Annotated in this window: 21 protein-coding genes, 1 other RNA gene and 1 pseudogene; 14 read left to right on the forward strand and 9 right to left on the reverse strand. The window is 58.1% G+C overall.

Annotated elements, in window-relative coordinates; all coding sequences use genetic code 11:
• Positions 1–211 precede the first annotated feature (211 nt).
• The 3 genes from TSA66_RS24420 to TSA66_RS24430 all read left to right on the forward strand — a co-directional run bounded on the left by TSA66_RS24420 (position 212) and on the right by TSA66_RS24430 (position 4129).
• A complete protein-coding gene (locus TSA66_RS24420) occupies positions 212–586 on the forward strand; it encodes a DUF4148 domain-containing protein (RefSeq protein WP_052452580.1) in 375 nt (124 codons plus the stop codon).
• Between the two features lie 300 nt (positions 587–886).
• Positions 887–1912 (forward strand): glycosyltransferase family 4 protein, encoded by a 1026-nt coding sequence (locus tag TSA66_RS24425; RefSeq protein ID WP_040041899.1) that lies wholly within the window; start codon positions 887–889, stop codon positions 1910–1912.
• 45 nt (positions 1913–1957) lie between these two features.
• Positions 1958–4129 carry an amylo-alpha-1,6-glucosidase gene (locus tag TSA66_RS24430; RefSeq protein WP_040041900.1) on the forward strand — a complete coding sequence of 724 codons (2172 nt, stop codon included), beginning with the start codon at positions 1958–1960 and terminating at the stop codon, positions 4127–4129.
• Between the two features lie 6 nt (positions 4130–4135).
• Here TSA66_RS24430 and TSA66_RS24435 read toward each other — a convergent pair whose 3' ends face one another.
• Positions 4136–5821 (reverse strand): methyl-accepting chemotaxis protein, encoded by a 1686-nt coding sequence (locus TSA66_RS24435; protein WP_040041901.1) that lies wholly within the window; start codon positions 5819–5821, stop codon positions 4136–4138.
• 243 nt (positions 5822–6064) lie between these two features.
• Positions 6065–6796: a glutathione S-transferase gene (locus TSA66_RS24440; RefSeq protein ID WP_040041902.1), complete on the reverse strand. Its 732-nt coding sequence runs from the start codon at positions 6794–6796 to the stop codon at positions 6065–6067.
• A 193-nt stretch (positions 6797–6989) separates the two neighbouring features.
• Between TSA66_RS24440 and TSA66_RS25875 the strand changes: the two genes are divergently transcribed.
• From TSA66_RS25875 to TSA66_RS24475, 8 genes are all read left to right on the forward strand, one after another.
• On the forward strand, positions 6990–9548 hold the full coding sequence (locus tag TSA66_RS25875) for a sensor domain-containing protein (RefSeq protein WP_052452581.1): 2559 nt from the start codon (positions 6990–6992) through the stop codon (positions 9546–9548).
• Between the two features lie 147 nt (positions 9549–9695).
• On the forward strand, positions 9696–10856 hold the full coding sequence (locus TSA66_RS24450) for a hypothetical protein (protein ID WP_040041903.1): 1161 nt from the start codon (positions 9696–9698) through the stop codon (positions 10854–10856).
• Between the two features lie 289 nt (positions 10857–11145).
• Complete coding sequence (locus TSA66_RS24455; protein WP_040041904.1) at positions 11146–11919, forward strand: ABC transporter ATP-binding protein; 774 nt, start codon at positions 11146–11148, stop codon at positions 11917–11919.
• Positions 11916–12911: an ABC transporter substrate-binding protein gene (locus TSA66_RS24460; RefSeq protein WP_040041905.1), complete on the forward strand. Its 996-nt coding sequence runs from the start codon at positions 11916–11918 to the stop codon at positions 12909–12911. Before TSA66_RS24455 ends, TSA66_RS24460 begins: the two co-directional genes overlap by 4 nt.
• An 88-nt stretch (positions 12912–12999) precedes the next feature.
• Positions 13000–13773, forward strand: coding sequence for an ABC transporter permease (locus TSA66_RS24465; protein ID WP_040041906.1), 774 nt, complete (start codon positions 13000–13002; stop codon positions 13771–13773).
• On the forward strand, positions 13770–14573 hold the full coding sequence (locus tag TSA66_RS24470) for a type 2 periplasmic-binding domain-containing protein (RefSeq protein ID WP_232429539.1): 804 nt from the start codon (positions 13770–13772) through the stop codon (positions 14571–14573). The genes TSA66_RS24465 and TSA66_RS24470 overlap by 4 nt, the downstream gene beginning before the upstream one ends.
• 83 nt (positions 14574–14656) lie before the next feature.
• Positions 14657–15033, forward strand: a transfer-messenger RNA (tmRNA) gene (gene ssrA / locus TSA66_RS26460).
• A gap of 162 nt (positions 15034–15195) precedes the next feature.
• On the forward strand, positions 15196–16068 hold the full coding sequence (locus TSA66_RS24475; RefSeq protein WP_052452582.1) for a tyrosine-type recombinase/integrase: 873 nt from the start codon (positions 15196–15198) through the stop codon (positions 16066–16068).
• Positions 16069–16128: 60 nt separating this feature from the next.
• On the opposite strand, the pseudogene TSA66_RS26465 reads toward TSA66_RS24475, so the two are convergent.
• Both TSA66_RS26465 and TSA66_RS24490 read right to left on the reverse strand, forming a co-directional pair.
• A pseudogene (locus TSA66_RS26465) lies at positions 16129–16679 on the reverse strand (DUF3387 domain-containing protein); the annotation flags it as partial.
• 344 nt (positions 16680–17023) lie between these two features.
• On the reverse strand, positions 17024–17653 hold the full coding sequence (locus TSA66_RS24490) for a hypothetical protein (protein WP_040041909.1): 630 nt from the start codon (positions 17651–17653) through the stop codon (positions 17024–17026).
• Between the two features lie 775 nt (positions 17654–18428).
• On the opposite strand from TSA66_RS24490, the gene TSA66_RS24495 reads away from it, so the two are divergent.
• Entirely contained in the window at positions 18429–19691 is a 1263-nt protein-coding gene (locus TSA66_RS24495) for a PEP-CTERM sorting domain-containing protein (RefSeq protein ID WP_198358892.1), read from the forward strand.
• A 447-nt stretch (positions 19692–20138) separates the two neighbouring features.
• Here TSA66_RS24495 and TSA66_RS28270 read toward each other — a convergent pair whose 3' ends face one another.
• Together TSA66_RS28270 and TSA66_RS25880 are read right to left on the reverse strand one after the other, a co-directional pair.
• Positions 20139–20216, reverse strand: coding sequence for a DUF4113 domain-containing protein (locus tag TSA66_RS28270; RefSeq protein WP_084200077.1), 78 nt, complete (start codon positions 20214–20216; stop codon positions 20139–20141).
• A gap of 134 nt (positions 20217–20350) precedes the next feature.
• Complete coding sequence (locus tag TSA66_RS25880) at positions 20351–21127, reverse strand: DinB/UmuC family translesion DNA polymerase (protein ID WP_456299444.1); 777 nt, start codon at positions 21125–21127, stop codon at positions 20351–20353.
• Positions 21128–21662: 535 nt separating this feature from the next.
• On the opposite strand from TSA66_RS25880, the gene TSA66_RS24505 reads away from it, so the two are divergent.
• The gene (locus TSA66_RS24505) at positions 21663–22199 is read left to right on the forward strand and encodes a hypothetical protein (protein WP_040041910.1); all 537 of its coding nucleotides are present in this window, start codon (positions 21663–21665) and stop codon (positions 22197–22199) included.
• Between the two features lie 195 nt (positions 22200–22394).
• Here TSA66_RS24505 and TSA66_RS24510 read toward each other — a convergent pair whose 3' ends face one another.
• From TSA66_RS24510 to TSA66_RS24520, 3 genes are all read right to left on the reverse strand, one after another.
• Positions 22395–22592 (reverse strand): hypothetical protein, encoded by a 198-nt coding sequence (locus tag TSA66_RS24510; RefSeq protein ID WP_157691783.1) that lies wholly within the window; start codon positions 22590–22592, stop codon positions 22395–22397.
• Positions 22593–22755: 163 nt separating this feature from the next.
• Positions 22756–23280, reverse strand: coding sequence for a hypothetical protein (locus TSA66_RS24515; RefSeq protein ID WP_040041912.1), 525 nt, complete (start codon positions 23278–23280; stop codon positions 22756–22758).
• An 8-nt stretch (positions 23281–23288) separates the two neighbouring features.
• On the reverse strand, positions 23289–23585 hold the full coding sequence (locus tag TSA66_RS24520; RefSeq protein ID WP_040041913.1) for a hypothetical protein: 297 nt from the start codon (positions 23583–23585) through the stop codon (positions 23289–23291).
• Between the two features lie 155 nt (positions 23586–23740).
• On the opposite strand from TSA66_RS24520, the gene TSA66_RS24525 reads away from it, so the two are divergent.
• Entirely contained in the window at positions 23741–24427 is a 687-nt protein-coding gene (locus TSA66_RS24525) for a M48 family metallopeptidase (RefSeq protein WP_040041914.1), read from the forward strand.
• Positions 24428–24758: the final 331 nt, after the last annotated feature.

Below are 24758 nucleotides of genomic sequence, written 5' to 3' on the forward strand. Positions count from 1 at the left end.
ATTGTCACTCCATTAAGTCTCCAGCCAGAATTATTCGCAAAACAGAAATAATGTATTGCCACTTTTGCGGTTTTTCTGGGCTCGTGTGATCGGTAGACTGTGCTTCATCGATGAGCACACAAGCAGTGCGACTCACGACGGCAGGACCCGACGGGCAGTTTGCCTGGACCGCCGAGCCCGGAGTCACCCACCTGAATAATGGAGAATGAAAATGAATGCGAAACAACTGATGATTGCTGCCGCCGTCTTTGCCGCTGCCGGTTCCGCTATGGCCGACCAGACTTTCCCGTATGTCGAGTTCAGCAACGTTCCTTCTGCCAAGACTCGTGCGGAAGTGGCCGCTGACGTCGCCAAGCCGGCTGTTGCGCAAACTGAATACGTCGAATTCAACAAAGTACCGCGCGGAAAGACCCGTGCCGAAGTGCGCGCCGAATTGCAGCAAGCCTATGCGAGCGGCGAACTGGCTGCCACCCGCAACACTGAATTCGTGGAATTCACCAACGTAGCATCGACCAAGACCCGCGAAGAAGTGCGCAATGAAGCGATCCAGGCTGCGAAGGCCAAGAACGTGCGTTCCGGCAGCTAATACAACATCTGCCCGATAGTTTTTCAGGCGGTGGCCGCGAGGTCGCCGTCCTTTTTACAGCGTCTCCTCCACTCCCTCCAAGAGTTGGATTTTGCCCGCAACCATAAGGTTGGCGGGCTTTTTTGTTGTTAACGTCCCCTGTGCTGCAACTAGCGCGCTGCGCTGCACAACAGATTCTCTATTGCATTCGATTCGTGCAGGGCACAAAACCGGAAATGATGTGTCTCATTCAAGTGGTCTGCCTGCGTGCCGTGCACGCTACCCTTGAAAACGAGTTCCTCTCGGGGGCTCGCACACTGCATGAAAATTGCTCAAGTTTCCCCCCTTTTCGAAAGTGTGCCACCGAAACACTATGGAGGCACCGAGCGCGTCATTTCCTACCTTACCGAAGAACTGGTTCACCAAGGGCATGAGGTCACCCTCTTTGCTTCCGGCGACTCGACAACCGAGGCACGCCTGATCGCGCCCTGTGCCCAGAGCCTGCGTCCCGAGATGCTGCGCTACCCTTGGCTGGCGTATCACACGATCCAGATGGACATGGTGGCTGAAATGGCGTCGGAATTCGACGTGCTCCACTTTCATACTGATTACCTGCACTTTCCGATAGCAAAGAGGCTGGGCACCGCGCATGTCACGACCTTGCACGGGCGCCTGGATTTGCCGGAACTGGAGCCGCTGTACAAGCGCTTCCCGCATATACCGGTGGTGTCCATTTCCAATAGCCAGCGCGCGCCGCTGCCTTGGGGCGACTGGCATGCGACGGTGTATCACGGCTTGCCCGACAACTTGTATTCCTTCGTGCCGGAAGCCGGCAACTATTTTGTGTTCATCGGTCGCATTTCGCCGGAAAAGCGGCTCGACCGCGCCATCGATATTGCCCTGCAATGCGACATGCCGCTGTATATCGGCGCCAAGATCGACAAGGCCGACGAAGCGTATTTCGAGGAACAGATCAAGCCGCTGCTGCGCCATCCGAAGTTGCAATTCCTCGGTGAAATCGGCGAGCGCGAAAAGCGCGAATTGCTCGGCCATGCGACCGCGCTGCTGTTCCCCATCGACTGGCCCGAACCATTCGGGCTGGTCATGATCGAAGCCTTTTCATGCGGAACGCCGGTGATCGCGTACCCGCATGGCTCCGTTCCCGAAATCATGGAGGACGGCGTCACCGGCTATACCGTCACCAGCCAGGAAGAGGCCGTGCGAGCGGCCCGCAACATCCATTTGATCGACAGGAAGGGCTGCCGCGAGGCATTCGAACGCCGATTCACTGCAACCCATATGGCGGAAAACTATCTACGCGTCTATCAGCAACTGCTGTCCGGATGAGTGGGATGCGCCCTTTCCTTGCCGGACATTAAGACGGAGAAAGCCATGGTTGAAAAAAAAATCCAATTCGGCGAGCAATGGTACATCCTCGCCACCTCATCGCCCGCCGACGAACGCCGGCGCGTGCTCAAGCATAACGATATCTTCGCCCTGTTCGACCGCTTCGGCGACATCCAGTCGATCGGCATGGGCGAAGAAGGCATTTATCACGGCGATACCTGCTTTCTTTCGCACCTCGAATTACTGGTCGAAGGTTTCCGGCCAATGTACCTCAATTCGACCGTAAAGGATGACAACGGTCTGTTCATCATCGAGCTGATGAACCCCGATCTCTACCCGGAAGGCAAGAAACATATTCCCAAGGGCGTGCTGCACATCTTCCGCGCCAAGCTGTTGTGGAATAACGCCTGCTACGAACACGTGCGCGTGGTGAACTTCGGGCTGGACCCGGTGGAAGCGACACTGTCGCTGGAAGTCGGCGCCGACTACAAGGATATCTTCGAGGTGCGCGGCTTCGACCGTTCCGACCGCGGCGAGTACATGCAGCCGCGCGTGTCCGAACGCGAGCTGGTGCTCGGCTACAAGGGTCTGGACGACCTGATCCGCAAGACCCGCATTACCTTCGATCCATCACCGGTCAAGCTCAACGACCGCCGCGCCGACTTCGAGGTGCTGCTGCCGCCCAAGGGCGAAGCCCACTTCTATGCGACGATTGCCTGCGAGCGCGACGAAGAGCCGGCGGCGCGGGTGACGGACTACTTTACGGCGTTCAATAACTTCACGCAGGAGACCAGCGCGCGCGTGGAGCAATCCTGCACGGTGGTGAGTACCGATCCGCTGTTCAACCGCTGGCTCGACCGTTCCACCGCCGACCTACTGATGCTGACCACGGCCATGCCGGACGGCGGCTATCCGTATGCCGGCCTGCCATGGTATTCCACCACCTTCGGGCGCGACGGCATCCTGACCGCGCGCGAATACCTGTGGGTCGACCCTGGCATGGCGCGCGGCGTGCTGTCGTTTCTGGCCGCGACCCAAGCCACCGAATTCGATGCCGAACGCGACGCCGAGCCCGGCAAGATCCTGCACGAGGCGCGCCAGGGGGAGCTGGCCAACCTGAAGGAAATCCCGTTCGGGCGCTACTACGGCACGGTCGACGCCACGCCGCTCTTCGTCGGCCTGGCCGGCGCCTACTACGAGCGTACCGGCGACCTCGCCTTCATCCGCACCATCTGGCCCAACATCCGCAACGCACTGCACTGGATCGACAAGTACGGCGACCGCGACGGCGACGGCTTCGTCGAATATGCACGCTACACCGAGCAGGGCCTGGCGCAGCAGGGCTGGAAGGATTCCTACGACTCGGTATTCCACAGTGACGGCCGGCTGGCCGATGCCCCCATTGCCCTGGTCGAGGTGCAGGCCTATGTATACGAAGCCAAGCTGCGCGCATCCGAACTGGCGCACTTACTGGGTGAGGGGGGATTGGCGCTGGAGCTGGAGGAAAGCGCGCGCCAGCTCAAGGAGCGCTTCAACCAGGTCTTCTGGTGCGAAGAGATCGGCACCTACGCGCTGGCGCTGGACGGCGCCAAGCAGCAGTGCAAGGTGGCGTCTTCCAATGCCGGCCATGCGCTGTGGACCGGCATCGCCACGCCCGACTATGCCTTGCGCGTGGCGGACCAGTTGTTAAGCGATGACTTCTTCTGCGGCTGGGGCATCCGCACCATTCCGATCAACGCAGCACGCTACAACCCGATGGCTTACCACAACGGGTCGGTGTGGCCGCACGACAACGCGATCATCGCCGAGGGCATGGCGCGCTACGGCTTTACCGACAAGGCGATGACTGTGTTTTCGGCGCTGCGCGAAGCCAGCCTGTACATGGACCAGACGCGCATGCCGGAACTGTTCTGCGGTTTCGAGAAACGCCCCGACGAAGGCCCGACGCTGTATCCAGTGGCGTGCTCGCCGCAGGCGTGGGCCGCGGCTTGCGTGTTTTCGCTGCTGCAGGCATGCCTCGGGCTGAGCTTCAACCCGAGGCAATCGGAAATCCGCTTCCGCCATCCGCAGCTGCCGTCGTTCCTGGAATCGGTGGAAATCCGCAACCTGCAGATCAACGGCGCCACCGTCGACTTGCTGCTGGAGCGCTACCCGAACAACGTCGGCGTCAACGTGCTGCGCAAGGATGGCAACGCGGAGGTGGTAGCTGTCGCTTGAGCGGTCCTAGAACTGCTCCCATTCATCCCCGGCCGTTGCGAGTACTTTCGTGGCTGCCCTTGGTTTGGGCAAGGCGGTTTTCAGCGGCGGCCGGACGGTCGCAAGCGCGGTGCTGCCTCTGTCGGATGGCAGCGCCGCCATGGCCGGCTCGCTGCCGACCTTGAACACGCTGACGGCCTGCGCCAGCATGCCGGATTGTTCACGCAGTAATTCCGCAGTCGCCGCAGCTTCTTCCACCAGCGCCGCGTTTTGCTGCGTGACCTGATCCATCTGCCCGATCGCCAGGTTGATTTGCTCGATGCCGGATGTCTGCTCCAGGCTGGCCGCCGAAATCTCGCTCATGATGTCGGCCACGCGCTGCACGCTGGTGACGACTTCGTGCATGGTTGCGCCGGCCTGGTCGACCAGCTTGCTGCCGGTGTCGACCTTGCCGGCCGAATCGTCGATCAGCGCCTTGATTTCCTTGGCCGCTGCCGCCGAGCGCTGCGCCAGCGTGCGCACTTCGGTCGCCACGACTGCAAAGCCGCGGCCCTGTTCGCCGGCGCGCGCGGCTTCCACCGCCGCGTTGAGCGCCAGGATATTGGTCTGGAAGGCGATGCCGTCGATGACGCCGATGATGTCGACGATCTTGCGCGACGAGGCATTGATCGCGCCCATGGTATCGACCACCTGGGCCACCACGCTGCCGCCCTTGACTGCGATTTCAGCCGCGGATTGCACCAGGCTGTTGGCTTGCTGCGCATTGTCGGCATTTTGCTTGACGGTCGCGGTCAGCTCCTCCATCGAGCTTGCGGTTTCTTCCAGGTTCGATGCCTGCTGCTCGGTGCGGGAGGACAGGTTCTGGTTGCCCTCGGCGATCTGGCCGGTGGCAAGCCCGATGGCCGTGCTGCCCTCGCGCACATGGAGGACCGTCTCGGCCAGGCTTTTCTGCATCTTGCCAAGGCCCTGCATCAGCTGCCCCATTTCATCCTGCGAGGTCGCGCGAATCGGCGTGGTCAGGTCGCCGGCGGCAATCGCGTCGAAATGGCCGAGCATGGCGCGCAGCGGGCCGGTGATGGCGCGCACCAGCAAGACAGCGGAGACGGCGACAATCAGCAATCCCAGCAGCAGGCCGGCCACGGCCGCGATGCGGATGATGCCGAACATCGACTGGCTGTCGCGGTAGCCTTGCGCCGCCACCTTCATTTGCAGCGCGGCTAGCTCGTCGGCGCGGCTGCTGAATGCGGCAAACAGCGGCTGCACCTTCTCGGCCATCACGCGCTCGGCGTCGATGCGCTGGCCGGCGCCGATGGCGGCGATCAGCGCCTGCGCGCCGTCACGCAAATACTGCGCGCGCTTGGCCGTCACCTCCTCGGACAGCTTTTTTTCTTCGCTGTCGCTGGGAAGCGCGGCATACCGTTGCCATTCCTGCTCCGCTTGCGCGTGGAAGTCCTCGGCGCGCTTGACCATGCCCTTGACGTCATCGGTGTCCATGCTCATGACCGCCTGGTCGAGCGTGGTTCTTGCCTGCAGCATGCGGTTTTGCACATTGCCGATGGCCATGGCTGCAGCCATCTGGTTGGAATACACTTCTTTCAATACGGTGTTGGTTCGCTGCAACCCGGCGATGCCCATAACGCCGCCAATAAACAGCATGATCCCCATCAGCGCCATGGTGCCGACGAGTCGGGCCTTGATTGACAAGCCTTTCATTATTTCTTTCCGTAATACGTCAGACGGGAGCGCGGCTCCCGGTCAGGTTGAACCGATGCAGAATGACAGCCTTGAGGAGTCAAGCGAGGAGAGAAGCTGGGAGAAGAGCGCATGTACTCGCTGGGAATACACGGTTGCCTAATTTGCATTGTGAATACCACTTAACAGACAGGCGGATTGTACCCCCGAATATTTCCATGCGGCAACCAATCATCGCTGCAAGTGCAACAGGAGAAAGTATCCTTATCCGGCGTCAAGCTCCTTGTAGTGCCGGAAAATGCCATCGTTGTTGAACGGCTCGCGCCGCTTCGACGCCAGATATGCCTTGATGTGCTTGCGCGCCGCCACCCGGTCGTGCAGCGCCGCCAAGCGCGGATAATCCGATGTGAACCGCTTCATGGTGCGTGGAAACGCATAGCGCAGGCCAGCGATCACCTGGAACATCGACAGGTCCGCATAAGTCAGCGCATCTCCGGCCAGCCAGCGATCGCCATGCGGATTGCGCTCGAGCACGGCCTCGAAATATCCCAGGAAGCGCGGCAGGCGCATCCCCGTAAAATCAGCGGCGCGCCGCAGCGCTTCGTCTTTCTGTTCCTCGTAATACAGGCTGGCTGCGATCGGATGATGCGTGTCATGCACCTCCGACACCAGATCGGCGATGGTCAGCTGCAGCTGGTGCACCCACAGGCGTGCCGCTTCCTCCTGCGGCGCTAGTCCGTGCCTGGATCCGAGAAACAGCAGGATGTTGGCAGTCTGGCCGATCACTTGATCGCCGGCTTTCAAGAAGGGCGGCGCAAACGGCGGGCAAGCAAGGTCCGAGTTTTCCAGCAACGCCATCATTGCCGGCATGCCCATACCGTGATGTTCCGGCTGATGGGCGACATCGATATACTCGGCGCCCGCCTCTTCCAGGGCCAGCCGGATGAATTCGCCGCGGCCTTGTATGCCCGGCCAGTAATAAAGCTCGTAACGCATGCTGCCCTGCTCCCGACGGTTAGCGAGTTCTCAGTTTGGCAGGGCCAAAACGGAACGCAAGGCGGATGCGCCGTCCTTGTGAAATCGCGCAGGCCATACTGTTGCAACACCCTCAAGCATTCTCCTGTGCATGGCATATGCCGTAATGCAATAATCCATTCTGGAGGCAAGTTTGCCCGGATCTCTCGCATGAATGGGTAATCATAATGACAAGACGCTTTTGGGCGGCGTTGGTGCTGTGCGCCGGGAGGGTATCGTGAGCCCCGTGCGCGCAACCGAACCGACGGCGGTAGACGAAGCGCTGCGCGCCAGCGAAGAGAAATACCGTGAAATCCTCGAAACCATCGAGGATGTGTATTACGAAGTCGATTTGAGAGGCAAATTCGTGCTGTACAACAGCGCGTTTTGCCGCATGCTCGGCTATACGGCCGATGAACTGAGGGAACGCAGCAACCGTGATCTGCAAACCCCGGACATGGCGGCGCACACCTATCGGATCTTCAATGAAGTCTATCGCACCGGAATTCCGGCCAAGCGGTGCGACTGGGAATTGATACGCAAGGACGGCAATCCACTGATCGTCGAAAGTTCGGTGCAGCTCGTGCGTAACCGCAATGGTGACGCGACCGGATTTCGCGGCATGATGCGCGACGTGACTGCGCTGCGGAAAACGGAGCAGGCGCTGCGCGAAAGCGAAGCGAAATACCGCAGCATCATCGAGACCGTCGAAGACCCGTATTACGAAGTCGACCTGCACGGCGTGCTGGTGCTGGTCAACTCCGCGTTCTGCCGCATGCTCGGTTACACCGAAAGTGAACTGATCGGCCACAACTACCGCGACTTCCAGGGGCCGGAAGTGGCCACGCGCGTGTACACGGCCTTCAACCAGGCGTTCCGCGCCGGGATGCCGGCCAACAGTCTCGACTGGGAAATGCTGCGCAAGGATGGCTCAACCGTTACCGGCGAAGGCTCGGTGCAACTGGTGCGCGACCTCAACGGCGAAGTCACCGGATTTCGCGGCATCCTGCGCGACGTCACCGAGCGGCGCAAGATGGAACAAGCCTTGCGCGAGAGCGAGGCGCGCTTCCGGGCGCTGACCAACCTGTCGTCCGACTGGTACTGGGAACAGGATGCGGAGTTCCGGTACACGCGCATGGACAGCCGCAACGAGAAGACCGACTCGGCGCAGCACGCGCTGCTCGGCAAGCGGCCGTGGGATGCCGGGCTGCAGCTCGACGGCTACGGCGGCTGGGAGGCGCATCGCGCACTGCTGGAAGCGCATGCGCCATTCCGCGACGTGGTCATGCACCGCCGTCTCGACGACGGCAGGCCGCACTACATCAGTGTCAGCGGCGAGGCGGTGTTCGATGCCGAGGGACGCTTCGCCGGCTACCGCGGCGTATCGCGCGAAATCACCGACCAGAAGATCGCAGAAGAACGCATCCAGCACCTGGCCACGCACGACGCGCTGACCGGGCTGCCCAACCGCGCCATGTTCAGCCACCTGCTCGGCCTGGCGATCCCGGCGGCGCAGCGCTACCAGCGCAGCTTCGCGGTGCTGTTCATCGACCTCGACCGCTTCAAGTTCATCAACGACACGCTCGGCCACGAAGCCGGCGACAAGCTGCTCATGGAAGTGTCGGCACGCCTGCGCGAAACGCTGCGCGCCGACGACGTCGTGGCGCGGCTGGGCGGCGACGAATTCGTGGTGCTGCTACGCGAAATCGGCGACATCGAGCAGATCGCATCGGTGGCGCGCAAGCTGCTGTCGGCCGCCATCAAGCCGGTCGAGCTGCTCGGGCGCGAGTGCCGGGTGACGGCCAGCATCGGCATCGCCATGTATCCGCAGGACGGCGAGGACGAACAGGCGCTGATGAAAAATGCCGACATCGCCATGTACTTCGCCAAGGAAGAAGGCAAGAACAATTTCCAGTTCTACTCGAAAGACATCAAGTCGCAGTCGCTCGAGCGCCTGCTGCTGGAAAACCATCTGCGGCGCGCCATCGACCGCGGCGAATTGTCACTGCATTATCAGGGCAAGCGCGACCTGGTCAGCGGCGCCATTACCGGCGTCGAGGCGCTGCTGCGCTGGAACAACCCGGAGCTGGGCGCAGTGTCGCCGGCGCAGTTCATCCCGGTAGCCGAAGAAACCGGCATGATCGTCCCGATCGGCAAATGGGTGCTGGAACAGGCTTGCCGGCAAAACATGGCGTGGCAGCGCGGCGGCTTGCCGCCGATTTGCATGGCGGTGAACTTGTCGCCGCGCCAGTTCGCCGACGAACAGCTGCTGCCGGACATTGCCGCCATCCTCGAAGAGACGGGCATGCCGGCGCACCTGCTGGAGCTGGAAATCACCGAAAGCATGGTCATCCACCATCCCGGCACGGCGCTCAAGCTGCTGCAGGCGATCAAGCAAATGGGCGTGCGCCTGGCGATCGACGACTTCGGTACCGGCTACTCGTCGCTCGGCCAGCTGAAGAACTTCCCGATCGACACGCTCAAGGTCGACCGCTCCTTCATCCGCGACCTTGCCACCAATGCCGAGGACAAGGCGATCACGGAAGCCATCATTGCCATGGGCAAGACGCTGTCGCTGACGGTGGTGGCCGAAGGCGTGGAAACGATGGAGCAGGAAGCCTTCCTGCGCACCCATGCGTGCGACGAAATGCAGGGGTATTACTTCAGCAAGCCGGTGCCGCCGGACGAGTTTGCGCAACTGTTAAGCACGCACACCGATACGGCCCAGCCTTAACCGCGGCCTGCAGCGCGGCGCAAGCGAAGGCAATGTGCAAGAAAATTGCCTTCGCTCCTCCCCCTTCGCATTCCTAAAAACAATTTCTTTTCGGAACTATAGTTCTTAAAAGCATGTCTGAGCGCAGCACAACCACGCCGCCCTCAGATGAAATTAACCGAACACCAACGCGCCCTCCTCCCCCTGATCGGCCTGCAAGGCGCCGTCGGCAGCCTGGGCGGCTTCATCGGCTTTTTCGTGATGGGGTCGAACGACTTGCACGCGATCCTGCGCTATACGGCGATCATGATGACGGCGGCGCTGGCGGTGATCTTTCTCACCTATTACGCCGGGCCGCGCTTTCACCTGAACGGCAGGCGCTTGATGCGCCTGGGCTTCGCCATCCCGGGATTGCTGTTCCTGTTTTGCTCCGGCAGCGTTGCCATGATGGCCATTGCATTCGGCACGTACGTCGGTATGAGCGCCGGCGCGCGACACGCGCTGGAAATGGTCCTGTTGCACGACGCCGAGCGCGACATTTATGCTGCGCGCAGCGGAACGCTGACGGTCGTGTGCAGCGTCGCGGCCACCCTGCTGGCGACGCTATTGCTGAGCAGCCTGGCCGAACAGAGCCATTACGTGTTCTGGCTGTATGGCGCAATGAGCATCGGTGGCGCCTGGCTCTTGGGCAAGGCACTGCCCGACACGCCGCCGGTGGCGCTCAAGGCGCCGCTGGCCATCCTCAGACACCCGCAGTTCATCGCCTGCTTCCCCATGTTTTTCCTCGAATCAGGCCTGTTCGGCATCAACCAGGCGATGGCGTCGGCCGGTGCGGTGAAAGCCCTGGGCAGCGCCAGCCACTTCGGCTGGGTCGCCACTGCGGCAGGACTGGCCGGCGGGATCGCACTGTACTTCACGCGCCAGAACCGCCATGTCCATAACCGCACTCACTGGCTGGGCGGCGCTTGCCTGGTCGTCAGCCTGTCCTTCGTGCTCCTGGGCGCGAGCGTGTGGCTGCCGGTGCTGTATGTCGGTCACTCGATCCTGAAGGCGGCCGGCACGCCATTCCTGTCGGCCAGTCAGCAAGTGCTCACGCAGCGCGCACTCGATATCCACGGCGAACTGCCGGACCGCATCTTTGCGCGCGAATTGGCGCTGTGGGTGTTGCGCATGATGTCACTGGTACTGTTCTGGCCGCTGGCCAAGGTGCTGTCGCCGATGCATCTGCTGGTTGCCGGATCGGCGTTGCTGGCAGCGGCCACTGCATTGCAGTATGTCATCGGCAAGGCGTTTTTCTGGCAAGGCAGCAGTGAGCAGCAAGCCGCTTGAAGCGGCCGGCACGATAAGTTGCCATTCATCCAATACCGCCGCACGTACTAGCCACAATGCAAGAGAAACGCGGGGCGCGGTATCATGTCATATTCGATTTCCATATAAGCATAAGCGGTAAAAATTGTTGTGCCTGCCTCTGCCGGCCGCTACAGTTTGATATATCGAAAAGTAATTAAACATCACAGTTGTATTACTCCTTAGCGCAATAGGCATCCGGTCGCATCCCGGTGCGGCGATTCCACCGTTTTTCTCCCGCGTCCGCCGCTGGCGGCAAGAATAGAGTTGAATGAAGCTGTCTTTTAAACACACTGCGAAAAGCTTTGGCGGCCTGCAGGTCATCGAGGATTTCAGCCGCGACTTTGAAGAAGGCGAACTGGTCGCGCTGGTCGGTCCTTCCGGCTGCGGCAAGTCGACCCTGCTGCACATCGCCGCCGGCCTGGAAAAGCCGAGCGCCGGCAGCGTGCTGGCCGACGGCAAGGCGGTGGCCGGCCCGCATCCGGAACGCATGCTGATGTTCCAGGAAAACGCGCTCTACCCGTGGCTGACGCTGGCACAGAATGTCGCCATGGCGCTCGAACTGCAAAAGGTCGACAAGCTCCAGGCGCGCAAGCAAGCCGTCGAGTGGTTGGCCAAGGTCAAGCTGAAAGGTTTCGAGGATTACTATCCGCACCAGGTCTCGGGCGGCATGCGGCAGCGCGCGGCGCTGGCGCGCGCCTTCATCTCGCATCCGAAAGTGCTGCTGCTGGACGAGCCGTTCGGCGCGCTCGACGCATTGACGCGCATGACGCTGCAGGATGCGCTGCGCGAACTGATCCGCGAAGCGCGCCCGACCGTGCTCTTGGTGACGCACGATGTGGACGAGGCCTTGTTCCTGGCCGACCGCATCCTGGTATTCAGCGCGCGCCCGGCGACGGTTTTGCAGGAATTCAATCTCGCGCATCTGGAAAAGACACACGACTTGTCGGACTTCGCCGAAGTACGGCGCGAAATCCTGGGCTTGCTCGGCATTCACGCCGAGCACGAAGACAATATTGCAATCATTGAAGGAGCTGGAATATGAAACTGTCGAAGCTACTCATCCCGGCGCTGGCCGCCTTCGCCGTCGCAGCACAGGCCGACGCCAACGAAAAGTTCAAGGTCGGCTACCTGCGCGTGATGGACGATGCGCAGGCGATCGTGGCACAGGAAGCCGGCTACTACAAGAAGCACGGCCTGGACGTGGAGCTGGTCGAGTTCAAGTCCGGCACCGACCTGATCAAAGCCATCGTCGGCGGCCAGCTCGATTCCGGCGTGCTGGGCTTCACCAATGCAGTCGCCTGGGCATCCAAGGGTGCCGACCTGAAGGTGGTTGGCGGCGCGCAGCAGGGCTACCACGCAGTCGTGGCGCGCGACGATGCCGGCATTAACAAGGTATCCGACTTGAAGGGCAAGACGCTCGCCTCGCAAGCCGAAGGCAGCACCGCCGACACCGTGCTCAAAGGCGTGGTGCTCAAGCAGGCCGGCTTGAAACCCGACGACGTCAACATCATGGGCGTGAGTCCGCAGGTCGCGGTGCAATCGCTGGTCGGCAAGCGGGTCGACGCCGCCTTCCTGTTCGAGCCGCAGGCATCGATCGCCAAGCTGATCGCGCCGGTCAAACAAGTGTATGAAATCGGCGAAGTGTGGCCCTTCCCCTGCATGGTCGTGATCACGTCCGGCGACACCCTGAAAAAGCGCAAGGATGCGGTGTGGAAGTCGCTCGACGCGCAGCGCGACGCCATCGACCTGCTGCAGAAGAAGCCAGCCGATGCATCGAAACTGATCGCCGGCTACTTCATTTCCGAGCCAACCCTGAAGACGCTGAAGAAGGGCGACATTCCGCGCGAAACCGTGATCACCGAAGCGATCAAGAGCCAGACCTTCACTCCGGCCGTCACGCCCAAGGAGCAGGCGCGCATGCAGGAAATCGCGAATATCCTGCAGGAGCAGGGTTCGCTCAAGACGCGCGACGGCAAGCCGTTCGACGTCAAGGACGTGCTGGACCTGAGCTGGCAGAAGGAACGCAAGCTGTAATAATTCTTCCCGCTCCCGGGAGCGGCAGAAGGACATCAACACCAGAAACAAAATGGCCGGCCTCGCCGGCCATCTCTTTTAAAACAACATGAGCTCCAAGACCCGCATCACCGGCAACCGCAAACGCCTCGCCTTCATCCTCGCCGTCGCTGTCATCCTGTTCGGCTGGCAGCTCGCCGCCTGGTCCCTGCCCGCATTCCTGATGCCGGACGTGCCGACGGTGATCGCGCGCCTGGGGCAGGAACTGCAGTCCGAGGGCTTTCGCGCGGCGCTGGCCGGCAGCCTCGGCCGGCTCGGCGCAGGCTACGGTTTTGCGATGGTGCTGGGCGTGGGCTTCGGTCTGATCGGCGCGGTGCTGTTCTTCTTCCGGGAAGTGCTCAAGTCGGCAATCATCATCCTGCAATCGATCCCCTCGATCGCCTGGGTGCCGCTGCTGCTGATCGTGATGGGCTTCGGCAGCACGCCGATCATCGTGGTGGTCGCCATCGCCGCCTTTTTCCCGGCGGCGCTGTCGGTGATGAATGCCACCGAAAGCGTGCAGCATGTGCACGTGTCGGCCGCGCGCGTCATGGGCGCGTCGCGCTGGGAGCTGCTCAAGCGCGTCTACCTGCCGGCCGTCATGCCCGAGCTGATCACCGGCGCGCAACTCGCGTTCGGCAACGCGTGGCGCGCGCTGATCTCCGCCGAAATGCTGGTCGGCTTTGGCAAGGGGCTGGGCCGCTCGCTGTCCTACGCCGGCGAAACCGCCGACATGGTGGGCGTGATGACCAACATTCTCGCCATCGCGATCCTCGCGCCGCTGATCGACCAGGTCTTGCTGGAGCGCCTGAAGCACCGCGTGCTGCGCTACCAGTACGTATGACTATGAGGAACGCCACGGCCCCGCTGCCCGTTCTTGCGCACCTGCTGGTCGCGGCGGCGCTGGCGTCTGCCTGCGCGGGCGCCCTCGGGGCCGATGCCCTGGCGCGCGCCAAACAGCGCGGCAAACTGGTGGCGGGCATCCATTACGTCGTGCCCGAATACAAGGCCGGCGCCAAGTTCCGCACGCCGGAAGCGCTTGACACGGCGCTGCTGGAAGATGCCGCCCGGCGCCTGCAGCTGCCGCTCGCCACGGTCCGTGCCCCATCCGGCAAGGCCGATATCACGCTGGCGGCGTTCACCGAAAACGCGCCGCGACGCGACGGCAGCACGCTGATCCCCACCGGCTACGCCGCCGGCCCGATGGCCATCATGCGTACCGACACCGGGATCAAGGCGTGGGAACACTTAAAGAGCCGCAAAGTCTGCTTGTCGGCGGGCGGACGCTACGTCGGCATGATGGAAGCGAAATACGGCGCGATCGAACTGGTCTACGCGGCGCCGGCCGACGCCCTCATTGCGCTGCGCACCGGGCTGTGCGACGCGGCCGTGCACGACAACACGCTACTGGAAGAAATCGTCAAGCTGCCGGAATGGAAAAAGTTTTCGGCAAGTCTGCCTACCGGCCCGCGCAGCATGCTCGCCTTCGTGATGCCGGCGTCGGACACCAAGACCGCGGCTTTCCTCACCCAGCTCGCCAGCGACTGGAAGGCCGATGGCTATCCGGACCAGCTGGCGAAGAAGGCGGCACGCAATATCGCGTTCGAGGTCTATCTCGATCAGGACGTGCCGGATTGCCATTAACTGCCGTTAAACGCCGCCGCCATCAAAAATACCTCTTGAAATACCTCCCGTCGGTCCCATCTTGGGAGTACAGTACTGCTTTTGGGGGCGACCTGGTTTCGACAGGGGTTGCAAAGCAGCGCAGGGCATACCGAGGACTGGCTACCTCGTTAATCCAACCGGAAATGCTTAAATGCAAACGATGAATCTTACGCTCTCGCAGCGTAAACCACTAGAAACCTAAGAACTTTCTAGCTCTACACCATCTCTTCCCTGGGGTGGGCTGGCAACAGCAGTAGAGTCATATACAGGGAATCGCGTTGCGTCGGGTTACTTGGCGTAACGTTAAATTTAGGTGGCTCGCCTAGACGAAGCGTGTGCGTCCGCGTCGGCTGGGTTAAAACCAATTGGCAGCACTAAGTATGTAGAACTGTCTGTAGAGTGCTTCTGGACGCGGGTTCGATTCCCGCCGCCTCCACCAAATTTCCGTACCATGCCGTACCATGGCATACCGAAAGCCGCATTCCTTCTAGGTTTGCGGCTTTTTTGTTGTACCATGACATATCATCAAGTGCCACCACATACCGCCATATTTGGCGGTATGTGTGGCGGTATGTAGGACATACCCAAGTGAGATACCGTCATGCCACTCCGCGACATGGACGTTCGCAATGCCAAAGCCAGTGACAAGCCACGTAAGTTAGCCGATGAGCGTGGTCTATACCTGTTGATCAATAGTGCCGGGAAGTACTGGCGTTTTGACTACCGCTTCAATGGGAAGCGAAAAACTTTGGCTCTTGGCACTTATCCAGATGTGTCACTCGCATTGGCGCGAGAGAAACGAGACAAGGCACGCGCTGCCCTAACCCGCGACATTGATCCCAGTGAAGAACGCAAGGCTCAAAAAGCTGCAAAGGCAGGTTTTGTCACAAATAGTTTCGAGGCCGTCGCGCGAGAATGGCTTGTGAAATTTTCCCCAAACTGGGTCGCCAGTCATGCGAGCAAAATTCAGTTACGCCTTGAAAACGATGTATTTCCTTGGCTCGGCACCCGACAAATTGGCGAAATTTCGGCGCCGGATGTCCTGAGCTGCTTACGGAGAATTGAACAGCGCGGCGCGGTAGAGACAGCTCATCGGGTGCTGCAGAATTGTGGGCAAATTTTCCGCTATGCCGTCGCCACAGGTCGCTACCTTTTTCCTGGCGCACGTTCAAGTGAACGTCCTATGAGCGAGAACACGGTGAATGCCGCGTTGCGCCGCTTGGACTATGGCTCCGATGAACTGACCGGCCACGGCTTTCGGAGCATGGCATCAACATTACTTAATGAGCAAGGATGGCATCATGACGCAATCGAACGCCAACTCGCTCATAGCGAGCGGAATTCCGTACGTGCCGCGTACAACTATGCAGAGCATTTGCCTGAGCGGCGACGCATGATGCAGGCATGGGCTGATTACCTGGACGCGCTGGCCAAAAATAACGCTTCAACTCCGCTAAAAGCGGCAGCCGCTTAGTAAAATTGACCGGAATCAGTGCTAAGGCCGCCCCGCTTCATCGCGCGCCTCAACATTGAATCACGCCCATTCGGCACTCAACGTCTCCGCCTGTTCCAGCACCAGTTGCACCGCCTCCTCCTGCTTTACGGGCGGGTACTTGTACTTGCGCAGGATGCACCTGACCATCAGCCGCAGCTTCGCGCGCACGCTTTCTCGCACCGACCAGTCCACGCTGACGTTTTTCCGCAGGTTTTCAGCCAGCTCATGCGCTATCTTTTTCAGCGTTTCTCGCCCAGCTCGCGCACCGATTCCTCGTTGTTTGCCAGCGTGTCAGAGAAAGCCAGCTCGTCGGTATTAAGTCCCAGGTGCTCGCCACGATCGGTGGCTTCCTTAAACTTTTTGGCCATCTCGATCAATTCCTCGATGACCTGCGCCGTCACGATCGAGCGGTTCTTATACCGCTTGATCACCTTCTATAGCAGCTCGGAGAATCTCTGGTTCTGAACGACGTTGCCGGCAAAGCTGCTCTTGATTTCGCCTTCCAGCAGCCGTTCCAGCAGTTCGGCCAGAAATTCATCGTCGAGGATGCCAATATTCGGCTTGTCCAGGCCAGCTGCCTCAAATACATTGCGTATTCGATTCTTAGTCCGCAGCACGTCCTGCTCCGTACGCATCCGGTCTGGTGGTGATAAGTACCGTCAGCGACACGGCCAAAGCGGAAATTGCCAAAATTCAACAGATGGGATCAACCCGCCCCATTGTTGCCAGTCATGCAGGATTCTGGAACGTCTGCAACGCAGCGAAAGAAGCCATTCTTTCATTTTTCAGGTTGGAAGCTAATCTGGGGACGCTGATAGATTGGGGCAGGTTGTCAATACCTTTGGATACCTACTTGCCACACTTAGGTTTACTCTTTGAAGGGCTAATACTGTGCCCTTCAAAGATCTAACCGTTAAAATCGTAGATAGCGAGATTAACGCGAGCCAACCAGAAGTGCTCCATCGGTCCGCGCACTGTTCGTGCCGGCGATAATAAGCTCGCGCTTACCTGACGAGAGAGGATATTCGAGAGCAATGCCATTTGCCGTTTGACCGGGTGTTTCACATGGCGCGGCTCCAAACGTGAGCGAAACGTTGAATACATTCTTGCCGGACGCACGCGGCGTAAGGGTACCAGTTGCGGTGCAGCCGCCTCCCGAAGCTGTAAACGAACCGTTGCTTGCGATCGACAGAGCGACTGAAGTCCCGGACACCTCCGTCATGTTCCAGTTGCCCACAATATTCGCTAAGGTGGGCGCGGTGTTGTAGTTATAGGTTGAGTTCGGCATCGGTGCGCCGGTGAAAGTCAGGCTTTGGTTGCCCGATGAGACAGTACCGTTAAAGCTGGCGCCGGCTACGTAGGTTGCGCTCATCGTGCCACTTGTTACAGAACCGTTCGCGGCGAAATCCTTTAGGTTGGAAGACGAAAAGCTGCCATTGCTTGCCTGACCGGTACCATTGATGAAACCGTAGACATAGAAGGTGCCGCTCACGGTATTGCCATAGATCGTGTAAATCTCGTTATTTTCGAGAATGAGCGTGTTATGTTCCCGGCCATTCGACACCGTACCTGCATACACGCCCTGAACTGGCGATGACTGAACTACCGCGCTGTCGTTGCTAGTGCTTACTACTGCTGCCGCCACCACCACAAGCCGAAAGGACCGTGGTCGCGCATACCGCTGCTAAAAGTCGTTTGTTCATATCGAATTACTCCCCGTTGTTGAAAAAAATTTACCGATGGTAACTTTTTCCATTGCTTTGGGGCACCCCATATTTGTGGGGTACACGACAAGGTCTCTAGGTTCCGGGGCCACAAAAAAGAGTGCCGGCAAAAACCTGTTAATTTCCATTACAGGTCGGCCCAAGATACTCAAATCTTTGCACTTTGGCGTAACTTAAAAATACGCAGGTTTAGTCAAACTGCTGTATATGAAATCGTCGGCAATTGGCCGAAGGGAGTCTTTCACAATTTTCGATTGCGGGTGCGCAACGCTCAATGCCGATAAATCTTGCCGCGTGTGTCTCTCATCTTTTGCGCTGTCAGCATCACCGACTTCAATTCATATCAAGCCTGCGCCTGCAGCAGTAATTTGCAGACAGCTTTTACCTGTATCAGTGGGGGTACGCGCTAGCTGCGCGTCGCTTTGCGTGTAGCAGTGGCACTGATCTCGGTACGGTGACGCGCTCTGTCTGAAGATGCCTTTCAAGTACCCAAGCGTGCACCTGTTCGGTGTCGAAATTCCTTACAAATTGCAGCCAGCCTTTTTCAAAAGCTTATAAAAATTAGTCACTTGCATGAATGGTCTTGAACTTGCTTTGGCTAGCACGGCACGATGTTTGGATTTCGTAGACCATCTCGATGTAGAGGGTGCGTTCCCGGTGATGCAGTTCTTCATGGCAGTCTGGAGGGGAGAAAAACATGCATTGACGCAGGGGGTAAAGAGAAGAATTCATGAAAGGCACACGATGCTAAAAAATCTCACCGGAAAATTTGCTTGGCTGTTGTACTGTAATGTACTGCTAGCGTCGGGAACGGCTCAGGCCGCACCTTTCTATACCATTACCGATCTCGGTACATTGGGCGGCGTATTTAGCTATGGGGCTAAAATTAATAACGCAGGGCAGGTGACAGGCTCTTCAACAACCAGCACAGGCACGACACATGCCTTCATCTACAGCAACGGGGCCATGACCGATTTAGGCACCTTGGGTGGCTCGTATAGCTATGGATATGACATCAATAACGCGGGGCAGGTAACGGGATATGCGTATAACAGCAATAACACCGCAAATGCTTTCATCTACAGCAACGGCACCATGACCTTTCTCGGTTCGTTGGTTGGCTCAACCGCAAATAGCACCGGGTCGGGCATCAACGATGCCGGGCAGGTAGCAGGAACTTCATCATCTTCCAGTGATAACTATAATCATGCCGTTATCTACAGCAATGGGTCTATCACCGATCTTGGCTCAAACAGCCTTGGTATTGCCATCAACAATGCTGGGCAAACACTGATTTATTCAGGAGCCCATGCCGTCATCTACAAAAACGGCATCATGACCGATCTCGGTACATTAGCCGGCGTAATGAGCTTTGGGGCTGACATCAATAATGCGGAGCAGGTGACGGGATATTCCACTTTTTCAACGACGAACTATAGTTCGTACCATGCCTTCCTCTACAGTAACGGGTCCATGATCGATCTGGGTACTTTGGGGGGCGCATCTAGCTATGGGTGGGGCATCAATGATGCCGGAGATGTCGTCGGCTATTCCCTCACCAATATTGGACAGCATCATGCGTTCAAATATACGGCAGGGCAAATGATGGACCTCAATTCAATTGTCGAGGTTCAGGATAATGGCTGGGAACTTTATGAAGCAATGGGGATTAACGATGCTGGCCAAATTACTGGATATGGAACGATTAATGGACAAACACATGCCTTTCTATTGTCGCCAAGATTGCATCCGGTAACCCCTGTTCCCGAACCTGCGTCTTTGACGTTGTTTGGGCTTGGTTTGGTCAGCCTATGGAACAGGCGACGACGTACAATGCGAAAATACCGCGCTGCCGAACTGGCGCACGACAAAACATAACGCGCTCTAGGTTAGGGCAAATAGCCGGCGCTTTTTCGCAACGGAGCGCCGGCCTCCTTAGGAAAAATCTAGCTTTCCAGTCAGCATCTTCTTGTCAGTGACACCACTTTCTGATTTTGGCCGCTTCTGCCTGGTGGCAAGCTTGCAGGAACGGCAGCTTGTTTACGGGTGTTCGAACTCAGGGGTCACAGACGAAAGGCTGCAACCGCGTGTAGCCGCTGGTACTGCAAGATCGCCGACCAAGCACATCCGGCCATAAGCAGCCGAAGAAAGCCAAACATTATATTTCGACCGTTGCGTTCGCCCCCTCAGCAGGATATGCCATCAATTCGCTTATTCATTCCGAAAATTCGCTAGCTATGGTGACAGCGGAATATACGCCGTAGTTTGCACCCGCAATCAGCACTGCAGCATGAGTGTTACCTATTGTCGCTGACGAAGTCTGCTCTAAAGAGGCAATGCCAGCGCCACTGGGATCTCGCCCCAGCGAGTCGTATAGCACGGCGTCTTGCGCTCGCGACGCATTCCCTACGATGGACGCAGGCCTACCGAGCCAACGCAGACGGCATCGGGACCATACCGTTGGTTGAGGAAGTTCAGCGCCGCCATGAGCTTGTCCGATTTTTTCAATTGCGGGCACCGCAAAAAATGTTCCCTTCTTAATGGAAGCATTGGACAGATCGATCAAGATCACACTGGCCTGTTTGTACAAAATTGTCCAGCCGATAAATCCGCTCCAAGCCAAACAGCGTCGTCCCGATCAGCCGCCGCGTATCAGCAGATGGCGCGGTTAGCGGGACAGTGATGGCGTTGCTGTACTGTCGGTCCTGCGGTCGAAACGAGTTAGTCTGCACAAACACCTGCACAGCCCCGCACACCGATCCCTGCTGCCGGAGTTTTTCCGCTGCTCGCGTCATGTAGGTCGATACTGCTTCGCGCAGGTCGTCCACGGCCACCACCATCTGCCCGAACGACTTCGATGAAATGATCTGCTTCTTTGCCGGCGCGACCTCTTCCAGCGCGAGGCACGACAGCCCACGCAGCTCGACGGCAGTCCGTTCCATCACGATGCCGAAGTGCGCCCGCAACCAGCTCGGCGGCATGTCGCGCAACGCCTTGACCGTGTCGATCCCCACCGCCTGCAATTGCGCTGCAATGCGCGCCCCGACACCCCAGACCTCACCAACATCGATGTCTGCCAGCAGCACCTCCTGCTCGCCGGGCGGCATAGCCCTGAAGTCGCATACCCCGTTGAATTGCGGTCGCTTCTTCGCGATATGGTTCGCCAGCTTGGCCAAGGTCTTGGTTGGAGCGATGCCGACGCAAACGGGTAACCCAGTCCATTGACGCACCTTCTGGCGGATTGCCTGCCCCAAGGCCCCTGGAGAGGCCCACAGACCCTCCAGACCGGCTAGGCTGAGGAAACATTCGTCGATCGAAAAATTTCAACTTGGGGACTGTAATCACGAAGGAGCGACATGACGCGGTTGCTCATGTCGCCGTAAAGCGCGTAGTTGGACGACAACGCGATGATGTCGTGCCGCGCCGCCAGTTCCTTCATCTAAAACCACGGCGCGCCCATCTTTACGCCCGGCGTCTCGACCTCATTGGAGCGCGTGACGGCGCATCCATTATTCAGCCATCTCAAAATTTTTCAGTCCATCGCTCGACTAACAAAGTACCGGACGGAGCCTTTAATGTGACAAGCGCTACGTCGTCTTTTCCTTGTGAGGCTTGCAGCGACTGAATAAGTTGGATCACAACGCTTATTACCAAACGTCAAATGACCTCTTTCCTAAATCGATACTCTTTTTTAGTTGGATACATACTTTAGGCAACAAAAAAAATTTCTCAAACAAGTGTTCTGATTCGCGCCAGTGGACTGGGCCATTTCGACTTTCACCTTATTGGAAAAAATGTCAGCCTAGTTTCGCTGAGTTTAATTAAATTCTTTCCTGGAACAAAAAGGATATGGAAGAGATGAAAGGTATCGCAAATGGAAATATCGACGGCACAGATATTCGAAATTTTATGGCTTACCGGGGTGCCATAGTAGCAAAAGAATTTCGGTCCATAGGATCATGCCAATGTGAATTTCACACCTCAATGGATATTGAGACCATCATTCTTACGATTGTAAAGGGCGAAAGAAGAGAAATTAAATTTGGGGTCAAGGTACTCCATAAATTCGACAACGGTAGAGATGAAGTCTCCGTATGCTTGGATTTTGATGAAATTGAAGAGCTTATACAGGCTCTCCATTTCATTGCAAAAACTGCAGCAGAAATAATTAGTACCGAGCGCGATTACACTGAAGTAGTCTATGCGACCAAGGACAACGCAACTTTTGGCTTCTATCAAGATGCTAACAAACAAACTGCATTCTTCTGTTTGTCGCCGAGAAAAACAGGATTTCTATCTTTTGATACGCTTGGGGAAGTGAGCAAAATTCTCCATGCGGCACGAACACATTTAGTAAATCACGGCGCCCAAGTTAGTTATAAGTGAAAAACACTTTTGTTGAAAAGTAGAAAAAATATCGCTCTTTGAATACGAAAAAATTTTTTGACGGTCGAATCTATAGAAGTTGCTGGGTCCCGTACCCCCGTTCGACCGCCCCCCTGGTCCTCGACTTCGCGCCTTCTTACCGAACCATACAGTAGCCAGCATCTGCCAGCTAATTGCCGCGCGATTCGGCTGGAGTTAATTTGCTCCCCACTTGGCTCTGAATTTGCGCCCAACCCGCGCAACACGCCCCATGGCATGTAAAGCATTGAGCGCATCGATTGTTGTCTTGTAGGGAATCTTCAGCACGACTGCAATGTCGCGTGCCGAAGCAAAATCCGAGATGCTGCCGAGATAATCAACGATGGCCTGGCGATGGCGGAGCTGGGTCGGCATGATGGGCTGCATGGGAGCTTAGCTGCACACACCATATGCTCCTCGAATCAATTCGACGTAATCACGGGCGGCATCAGAGCTATCGAAGCCGAGGGCAGCCTTCCAATAAACCGCCCGACGATCGCGCCCCATATAGTTCGTTTTAACGACCGCCGGGCGGACATTAATCTCTGTTGGAGTGTCCAGCCGACAGCCGACCAAAAGCCGCCTCCCGTGCAGTAACGAGCTGATGCAAATGACGCAGGTAAGTACGGCGCCACATGCCGACCGGCCTCGCTGGCACCTCATATCCGGCAAGACCACCCAAGCGCGCCAGTATCTTTTGCGCTTTGATCATGGCGCGTTCCGGTGCGTGGCCGCGCTGGCATTCGTAAATCAATCCGGCGCAGCGCCGGCACTTCAAGTGGGCCCCATCGACAAATAGCGAAAAGCACTTTCTCCCGCACGCGAGGCATTGGATATGGGCCAGATATCGATCTTTACGGAACTCCCGGCGGCTGATTGGAGCTTGGTAGACACTGCCACCAACGAGGATGGTCACGGTGTGATCGGCCAGCATGACGATGCCCACAACCACCGATCCGCCGCAAACCCATTCGATTTTCATACAGCCGGAAGGGGTCGATCGTGCGGCCTTGCTGATCTTGAGAATATTGACTTGCAAGGCATTTTCGACGGTCTTAGCCATAGCTATGCCTAAATTCCAAAGGAATCGGAACGCGAACGGCAGTGACAGCACACGCCCGCCCTAGCCAATTCGTAATCACGGACAATATTGAAGCGCACGTTTGTCAGGAGGCCCAGCTCGAAACCATTAAATTCCTCTTCGATCCCGACATGCGCATGAAGCTGGTCTTCCATTTCCTCGAAAGTCATTTCGTCCAAGCCTTTGCCGGTTGCATGTGCAGACATATTCGGGTGCCAGTACCAGGCCATATTGTTTTCAACCAACATGTCTTGTGCTTCAGAATACGAAATTGTGAACGTAAACATCGTTATTACCTCCTAAGAATTAACTCAGCAGCAATGAACAAAAAATAGAAGCACTCCGGGATCGGGGGCGGCAGAGGCGACAGCGCAGTGTGCTCACTGGCCTTACATAGCCTTGACTGGCAATTCAACAGCCCCTTCAGATATCTCAAGGTCTCATGGTTCTCCTTCATGGCGTTATTGACCTGCTCAATCACCTGAGCGTGCTGCCGCCAGCGGGCAAAGTGCGTGTGGCCGCCCCTCAAAGTATGCCGCTCGACACCATTCGCCTGTTTGTCATCTCGAAGCTGGCCTGGATCCGCGCGCAGCAGCGCAAGCTGCAGGCGCAAGAACGTGAAACACCGCGCGAGTTCCTGAACAAGGAAAGCCACTACCTGTGGGGCAAGCGCTATCTGCTAGAGCTCAGCTTTGCGGACGCGGCGCCAACCGTGAGCCTCACGCCGCGCAAGCTGAAGCTGCAAGTGCGCCCAAGCGCCGACCCGGTGCGATGCGAAGAGGTCCTCGATGGCTGGTACCGGCAACAGGTGCGGGACGCACTACCGGCGCTGCTGGCGAAGTGGGAATCGCTGCTCGGCGTGAAGGCATCTCGGGTCTTCGTTCAGCGCATGAAGACCAAGTGGGGAAGCTGCACGCCCGAATCAGGCTACATCCGGCTCAACACCGACCTGGCCAAGAAGCCACCGGAGTGCCTAGAGTACATTGTGGTCCATGAGCTGGTGCACCTGCTTGAACCATCACACAACGAGCGGTTCTCGGCGCTGATGGATTTGTATTTGCCGCATTGGCAGCACCTGAGGAAACAACTGAACAAGTTGCCGATCAGGCATGAAGACTGGCACTACTAGCCGGCTCTACTACTCGCCGCGCCAAAAATTTATTTAGTCCGGGGGCTCGTTTGAAACACCTAGCTGCGACACTATCATGGAAAGTGACTTATTCACGAACATTGCTTGTTCGGCACATAAGCGCTCGAAGGTTCGCTGTCGCATCCACTTCGTTCTCTCACCCTCGCCGTTAAACAAGTCCAGGTCCCAGCCAAGTCGTGCCCGGATTTTTTCGGCCCGCCGCAAGGCCCGGTCATAATCCGCTACCCGCTGGCTGCGATAGGCCAATCGACAGCAGCGCCGGCATGCGAAACCGCCACCGAAAAACAGAATCGCCGCGCGGCGCCCGCAC

The organism is Noviherbaspirillum autotrophicum (assembly GCF_000818395.1).
Classification (GTDB): Bacteria; Pseudomonadota; Gammaproteobacteria; order Burkholderiales; family Burkholderiaceae_D; genus Noviherbaspirillum; species Noviherbaspirillum autotrophicum.